This window comes from Bacillus sp. P4_D3 (genome assembly GCF_056401855.1).
Genome location: NZ_JBFUIN010000131.1, coordinates 1 through 7,678 on the forward strand (window position 1 = coordinate 1; position 7,678 = coordinate 7,678).

Here is a 7,678-nt window from a genome sequence, read left to right on the forward strand (position 1 = left end):
AAATAAAGCATTGCAAGGTTTACCAAATACAAATCGTCCTATCGCATCACCAGCTGCTCGCAAAATGGCTCGTGAATTAGGAATCGACTTAAACGACGTACGTAGTACAGATCTACTTGGACGTGTGAGACCACATGATGTACAAGCTCACGCTGCAGCTCCAAAAGAAGCACCAGCTGCTCCAAAACAAAGTCCGGCTCCAGTTGCAAAAACTGAATTCGAAAAACCAGTTGAGCGTGTGAAAATGTCCCGCCGCCGTCAAACAATTGCAAAACGTCTTGTAGAAGTTCAACAAACATCTGCAATGTTAACTACATTTAACGAAGTTGATATGAGTGCAATCATGGAATTACGTAAAGAACGCAAAGATGCTTTCGAGAAAAAACATGATGTACGTCTTGGCTTTATGTCATTCTTCACAAAAGCAGTTGTTGCAGCATTAAAACAATTCCCATTATTAAATGCTGAAATTCAAGGCGATGAGCTTATCATTAAAAAATTCTATGATATCGGTATTGCAGTAGCAGCTCCAGATGGATTAGTTGTTCCAGTTGTACGCGATGCTAACCAATTGAACTTCGCTGAAATTGAAAGCGAGATTCGTAATTTAGGTCTGAAAGCACGCGATAATAAACTTTCATTAAAAGAGCTACAAGGTGGTACATTTACGATTACAAACGGTGGTGTATTCGGTTCTCTAATGTCTACACCAATCCTAAATAGCCCACAAGTAGGTATTCTAGGAATGCATAAAATCCAAGTACGTCCAGTTGCGATCGATAACGAGCGTATGGAAAACCGTCCGATGATGTACCTTGCACTATCTTACGATCACCGTATTGTTGATGGTAAAGAAGCAGTTAGCTTCCTTGTTGCTGTTAAAGATATGCTTGAAGATCCAAAATCATTATTATTAGAAGGTTGATAGATTATTAATCTATTAAAGGCTGTAGAATGAAACATTCTACAGCCTTTTTTTATTGTATTCATACGGGACAAATCACACCACATAGACTAATAATGTATGCCTAAAGCGTAAGGGGGATAAACATGAATAACCTTCCAGCTCATGCAAAGCTTAAAGCAAATAAGGATACTTTCTTCCTCCCCGATTCAAACGGGGGTGTTTACTTTCGAAATAACTCCAGTTCATTCCGTATGGATGGTGATGGAATTTATGACTGGATTGAGAAATTAATGCCTATGTTTAACGGTAATCATTCTTTGACAGAAATAACCGATGGTCTCCCTCTCCCCTATCAAAATCGTGTATTTGAAATTGGAGAGATTTTATATGAAAATGGTTTCATTCGTGATGTAAGCCAAGATGCTCCCCACGAATTAAACAGTGCATTACTCGACAGATACGCTTCGCAAATTGAGTTTTTAGAAGCTGATTCCCATTCAGGCGCTTTAAAATTCGAAAGGTACCGCRCAGCAAATGTGCTTATAATTGGTTCTGGCGATATGCTTACTTCCCTAGTTTCTTCTTTATTAGAATCTGGTTTACCTACATTTCATTATCTTGTTACAGATCGTGCTGAAACAAACTACGATCGAATTCATGAACTAAGCGAACGTGCATATGCAAATGATGACAATGTACTTATTCAAGAAATAGATATTGCAATTGATCGTCCTTTACATGAAGTATTCGAGCCTTTCGACTGGATTTTATACGTTTCCCAAAATGGAGATATTGAAAGTTTAAGAGCAATCCATACTATTTGTAGAGAGTTTAGGAAAAATTTCATACCAGCTATTTGCTTATCAAGAATTGGTTTAGCTGGACCCGTCGTAACCGCAGACCGTGAAGAATGTTGGGAATCAGCTTGGCATCGTCTACACGAAACTACTTTACAAAGTGAAAATCCACCTGAACCTTTCTCACCAATTGCATCTGCAATGTTAGCAAATGTTATCGTTTTTGAGTTATTTAAACATGTCGCTGAAGGTTCACACAGGCAGCATAATCCTCAATTCTTTTTATTAAACTTGGAAACACTTGAAGGAAAGTGGCACCCTTTCATAAAACATCTTCTCGCAACCGATGAAATCTTTACAATTGACACAGTGCAAAATCTTCAAGAAAACCTTGCCCATCGTTCCGGACAATATACTTCAACTGAACTTTTTCGTTTTTTTGATACGTTAACTTCTAAAGAAGCTGGCATATTCCACATGTGGAATGAACAAGATTTACACCAATTGCCTTTATCACAGTGCTATATTCAAGTTGCAAACCCATTATCAGATGGACCTACCTCTCCCCTTCCTACTATAACTTGCGGTGGATTAACTCATAATGAAGCACGCCGCGAAGCTGGTTTAACAGGAGTTGAAACATATGTAGCTGAAATGATTCATCGTCTTATCCCCGAACATACTGATATCGGTATTGGTGCTGGGGAAACGATGACAGAAGGTGTATACCGAGCACTACAAAAACATTTAAATAATAAGTTATGTGAACGCCAATCACATATGCTAGAGGAGATTACAGAGCTTGATTTAACCGAAATTTATGATAAACATTGTAGGTTTTACTACGATGCTCTCTCTGCAATTCATGAAATACCTAAAGTAGGAATGAGTGAGGAATTACTTGGTTTTCCTGTCGTTTGGATCGGTATTAATGATAGATGGTATGGTGCGGCAAATATTAATATAACACTCGCGTTAAGAAATGCCCTGCAACAAGCACTCCTTCATATTCAAAATGAAGAGATTCCTTATAAAGCTAATATGTTACCGGAATCATCCATTGTTTTATATAGTACGGATTCTGTTAGAGTAGCAATACAAGAAGAGGAAGAAATTCCGGGCGTACAGTCTTTACAAGTTGCTTTGCAAAATTTAACGGAAAACAACTTTTATCCATTTGTTTTTGATTTAGCTATTGAGTCATTTTTAAGAGACAACTTAGACGGTGTATATGGGGTATTAATTGCAAAGGAGGATGACCAATGACTCAAAACATATTACTTATAGGAGATGGCCTACTCACAGACTATGTACATGAGCAATTGTGTAAGCAATATTCACTCATCCGCCAGCATACAATTACAGCAGCTCTCCCTGAAAACATTCATTTTGCTCTTGTCTTACATGACGGGTCTCCTTCTTCCGTACATCATGATGCTGAGCTTATCTTTCGCTCAAATAATATTCCGTGGCTTCGCGCGTTTACTTCGTTTGGTGAAGGTATTATCGGTCCTTACGTTCAGCCTCTTACAACTGGATGTTCCCACTGCGCTGATGGACGCCGGTTTATAGCTGGATTTGATCAAAAAGAAATGTGGGAACTACAACGGAAATATGCGTTAAAAGCAGATAACGTGACGAGGCGTGATGTACGCGCCACCCAAAATGGAATGTTACAAATGTGCCAGCTCATTCATGCTGAAACAGAGAAGATATTAACTAACAAACATTCTTCTATAGACAATGAACTCATTTTACTGGACTTACAAACATTACAATGTACCCGGCATTCGTTTCTTCCAGACCCTCTCTGTCCGGTATGCAGCAATTTGTCTGACGATACAGCAGATGCAGCTCAAATTTCTTTACAACCAAGTTTGAAAACGAGTACTGAAACGTATCGCTGTCGTTCCATTCATGAGCTAAACACATTTTTAACGAGAGACTATTTAGATTACCGGACTGGTATTTTAAACGGCCAAATGCAACATTCTTTATTACCGTTTGCTGATGTTATTATAAACATGCCATTACTGTTCGGAAATGAAGGTGTCGCGGGCCGAACTCATTCATTCGCACTTAGTGAAGCAACCGCTATTCTAGAAGGGTTAGAAAGATATTGCGGTATGTCGCCTCGCGGGAAAAAGCCAAATGTGCATGGTAGTTTTCATGAGCTAGAGCATATTGCACTGAACCCCCTCACACTCGGTGTGCATACAATTGAACATTACAATCGTGATACTTGTCCATTTAAGCCGTTTGATCCTGATTATGAGCAAAACTGGGTATGGGGATACTCTTTATCACAAAGCCAGCCACTTTTAGTTCCAGAATCAATCGCTTATTATAGCCTCGGTCATCGAGATGCTTTCGTATATGAAACATCAAATGGATGTGCAATTGGTGGTAGTTTAGAAGAGGCAATTTTTCACGGCATTTTAGAAATTGTAGAGCGTGACGCCTTTTTGCTCACTTGGTATGCCGAATTACCTCTTCCCCGCCTTGATCTTAGTTCAGCAGAGGATACGGAATTACAATTAATGATCCAGCGGTTACGCACGATCACCGGGTATGAATTACATGTTTTTAACGCAACGATGGAACACGGCATCCCTAGCCTATGGGTCATCGCAAAAAATACGCGTGAAAATGGAATAAACGTTGTTTGTGCAGGAGGCTCTCATTTAGACCCAATCCGCGCTCTAAAGAGTGCAATTCACGAAATAGCAGGCATGTTACTTATAGCAGACGAAGAGCTCGATCAAAAAAGAGAGTATTACGAAAACTGCTTACAAGATCCCTACCTCGTTAATAAAATGGAAGATCATAGTATGCTGTACGGATTGAAAGAAGCGGAAGAACGTCTTCACTTCCTTTTACGTGAAGATGCTCCGGTGCAAACGTTCCAAGAAATGAATGCATTACAATCATTTGATATGGATTTAACATCTGATCTTCATCAACTTTTAAACCGGCTACATCAATCTAGACTTGAAGTAATCGTTGTAGATCAAACGGTCCCCCTTATAGAAAAGAACGGCTTACATTGTGTAAAAGTCATTATTCCAGGCATGTTACCGATGACGTTCGGTCACCATCTCACTCGGGTTACAGGACTAGATAGAGTGTATACCGTACCGATGACACTTGGATATAGGGCTGAGCCTTTAACGAATGAAAGTTTAAATCCACATCCGCATCCGTTTCCATAATTCATAGTGAGGGGGAAATTTGATGCAACTGGATACTTTTTTACATCATCTCCATTTTTCTATTAATGAAATTATGTCGTCCGATAAAGAGATTGATTGGGAAGACGCACCACTTCCTTATAAATTATATCGAAATTTACCAGTCATCCCTCTCTCTTTAGAAATCCCATTAACTTTGCGGAATTCTTCTACTAAACCTAACTTAGAGGAAATCGGTCATTATCTTTGGTACTCATTTGKTTTAACACAATTATGTCAGCCTACTACTAACCTAGAAAATAATAAAACAACGACTCTATTTCGAAGATTCATCCCTTCTGGGGGTGCTTTATATCCAAATGAATTATATATGTATTTAAAAATTGATCATTATCCAGATGGCATTTACCATTACGACGCCGCACATCACCGTCTTATCTTACTTCGCGAAGGAAATTTCGATTCTTATCTTACAGAAGCACTCGGCAATCGTTGTAACATTCATTCTTGTTTTGGTGCTGCATTCGTATCCACTATGTTTTGGAAAAACTTCTTTAAATACAATAACTTTTCGTATCGTCTGCAAGGATTAGATAGCGGTGTGCTCATCGGTCAATTACTTGAATGTGCAAAACAATTCGGTTATACAAATGGTGTATATTTTCAGTTTCTAGACCGGGCAATGAATCATTTACTTGGACTGTCTGAAGGTGAAGAAAGTGTGTATGCTGTTATTCCTTTACGTACAGAACCGAATACAGATTGGTTTCACAACGATCATCGTGAAAATAAAACAGTTACTTCTCATAACTTACTGCAGCAAATCCCGCCGTTAACACATGAGCATTTCGTTCGTTCAAAACATGTAGATGACTATCCGATGATAAAAAAAATAAACGCGGCATCTATGATCGAATCCACCGAATACTTTCAAACGTTAACACATGCAGAAAATTATCAATATAGTTCACATACTGTGCAGCTACCGCAAGTAGAGCGTTTATCTTATGATTTCTTACAACTTTGTAAAAAACGATATTCACCTGATTCTGACTTCATTTTAACGAAATGGGATGCAGCCGAGCTCGCTACTTTACTACAAGAAGCGAGCCTCTCCTTCCCTTATTACAACGACCTTGATGGCAAACATTTAAATAAAAACGCACGAGTCTCACTGTATGGATGTTTTTATAACGTAAAAGACATAGAAAACGGCGCTTACGCTTATAACAGTAGGACACATTCCATACAGCCAATTCGGTACGGAGACCTTCGTTATCCGCTTCAATCTAGTATGACGATGGATAACGTAAATCTTTTTCAAGTACCACTTTGTCTACATGTAATCGGAAATAAAGATTACTATAAAAGTAAATTAGGTTATAGAGGATATCGAATTCATCAAATGGAAGCTGGCATGCTCGTTCATAAACTTGTTTTAGCTGCGAACGCTATGGGGATGGGCGGGCATCCGTTACTAAGTTTTGATACAAATTCATGTGATCAATTGTACGGGATAGATGCCGGAAATGAAACTTCACTCATTCAAATTCCGGTTGGGGCGTATCGAGCTCGGAATTGGCTAAAAGGGTCCTTGCATAATTAGAAGCACGCCGGTAGACGGCGTGCTTTTTTTAGAGGAGTTAAATTATTAAAAGCGAAATAAATACATATTCTTATATAAAAGGAGAGTTTGAATTGAGTATTTTACAACAATTAATCGAGCAAGCGAAAAATCCTCGCGGGACAATTGGTTCCTCTATGCTTTGCATTATGAATGCTGCGCATACGAGACTAACAAATTGGGCTTTACAAAAAATACATATACGTGAAGATGCAGTTATTTTAGATATCGGTTGCGGAGGTGGGAAAACAATACATAGCCTTTCAAGACTAACTCCCCACGGAAAAATATACGGCATTGACTATTCAGAACAAGCTGTTGAAAACTCAAAGAAAACCAATATGAAGGATGTAAAAACAGAAAAAATAATCATTCATCAGGCAAGCGTGTCCTCGATTCCATACACTACAAACTTCTTCGATCTCATTACTGCCTTTCAAACTCATTACTTTTGGCCTGATGTTGAGAATGATATGAAAGAAGTATTTCGCGTCTTAAAACCGAACGGATCCTTTTTACTAGTCGCTGAAACTTTCAAAATTCAATATCATATGGATAAATTTAAGACGACCGAAGAATTAGTAAACCTTTTTTATAAGACGGGATTTACAAGCGTGAAATGTTACGAAGAAAGAGGGTGCCTTTGCGTAATAGGAAATAAGTAAAAAAGCAGACCATTAGGGGTCTGCTTTTTACTAGATTAATTTAAAAATACTCTTAATTTGTCTTGCAAATAACCAATTTTTCGTGCCGTAGTTATCATTCAGACTATCTAAACTGATAGATTGTCCGTTAGCAAACTTTAATTCTAACGTTGTATTTTTATCATTTGTTTTTAAGTTACTATTTGTAATATCATCATACTTTAATTTTCCAATCTCAATATACTCTTCCTTCTCTTCTCCGATAACGACGTGATCTTGGAAGAAGAACAATACTTCTACTTTCTTACCGAAACAAAATACGTTTTTCGTATAAATTAATGTCGCGTTATCAAGTCCGACACAGACTTCTTTCATCTCTTCAACAACGTTTCCTAAGTCTTCTTCGTTTCTTGCATTTGATTCAGCAATCCATTCTTCGATTGTATTCATGTTAATTGCCATACTGTGCCCCCTGGTTCGTTCATTGCTTTATTAAAAAATAAATACTATATGAC

At 38.2% G+C, this 7,678-nt stretch carries 6 protein-coding genes; 5 read left to right on the plus strand and 1 reads right to left on the minus strand.

Annotated elements, in window-relative coordinates:
* From odhB to AC1DTM_RS14465, 5 genes are all read left to right on the plus strand, one after another.
* The coding region (gene odhB / locus AC1DTM_RS14445; protein WP_477000384.1) for a 2-oxoglutarate dehydrogenase complex dihydrolipoyllysine-residue succinyltransferase at positions 1 to 925 on the plus strand (925 nt) is incomplete at its 5' end.
* 125 nt (positions 926 to 1,050) lie between these two features.
* The gene (locus AC1DTM_RS14450) at positions 1,051 to 2,970 is read left to right on the plus strand and encodes a putative thiazole-containing bacteriocin maturation protein (RefSeq protein WP_477000385.1); all 1,920 of its coding nucleotides are present in this window, start codon (positions 1,051 to 1,053) and stop codon (positions 2,968 to 2,970) included.
* Entirely contained in the window at positions 2,967 to 4,916 is a 1,950-nt protein-coding gene (locus AC1DTM_RS14455) for a TOMM precursor leader peptide-binding protein (protein WP_477000386.1), read from the plus strand. The genes AC1DTM_RS14450 and AC1DTM_RS14455 overlap by 4 nt, the downstream gene beginning before the upstream one ends.
* Before the next feature lie 22 nt (positions 4,917 to 4,938).
* On the plus strand, positions 4,939 to 6,501 hold the full coding sequence (locus tag AC1DTM_RS14460; protein ID WP_477000387.1) for a SagB family peptide dehydrogenase: 1,563 nt from the start codon (positions 4,939 to 4,941) through the stop codon (positions 6,499 to 6,501).
* Positions 6,502 to 6,593: 92 nt separating this feature from the next.
* Positions 6,594 to 7,184 (plus strand): class I SAM-dependent methyltransferase, encoded by a 591-nt coding sequence (locus AC1DTM_RS14465; RefSeq protein WP_002158829.1) that lies wholly within the window; start codon positions 6,594 to 6,596, stop codon positions 7,182 to 7,184.
* 30 nt (positions 7,185 to 7,214) lie between these two features.
* On the opposite strand, the gene AC1DTM_RS14470 is transcribed toward AC1DTM_RS14465, so the two are convergent.
* Positions 7,215 to 7,625, minus strand: coding sequence for a DUF3908 family protein (locus AC1DTM_RS14470; RefSeq protein WP_002158830.1), 411 nt, complete (start codon positions 7,623 to 7,625; stop codon positions 7,215 to 7,217).
* Between the last annotated feature and the right edge of the window lie 53 nt (positions 7,626 to 7,678).

Excerpts from the sequence above, each read along its gene's own strand:
- AC1DTM_RS14455 (WP_477000386.1), top strand. The coding sequence starts at position 2,967 with ATGACTCAAAACATATTACTTATAGGAGATGGCCTACTCACAGACTAT.
- AC1DTM_RS14470 (WP_002158830.1), bottom strand. The coding sequence starts at position 7,625 with ATGGCAATTAACATGAATACAATCGAAGAATGGATTGCTGAATCAAAT.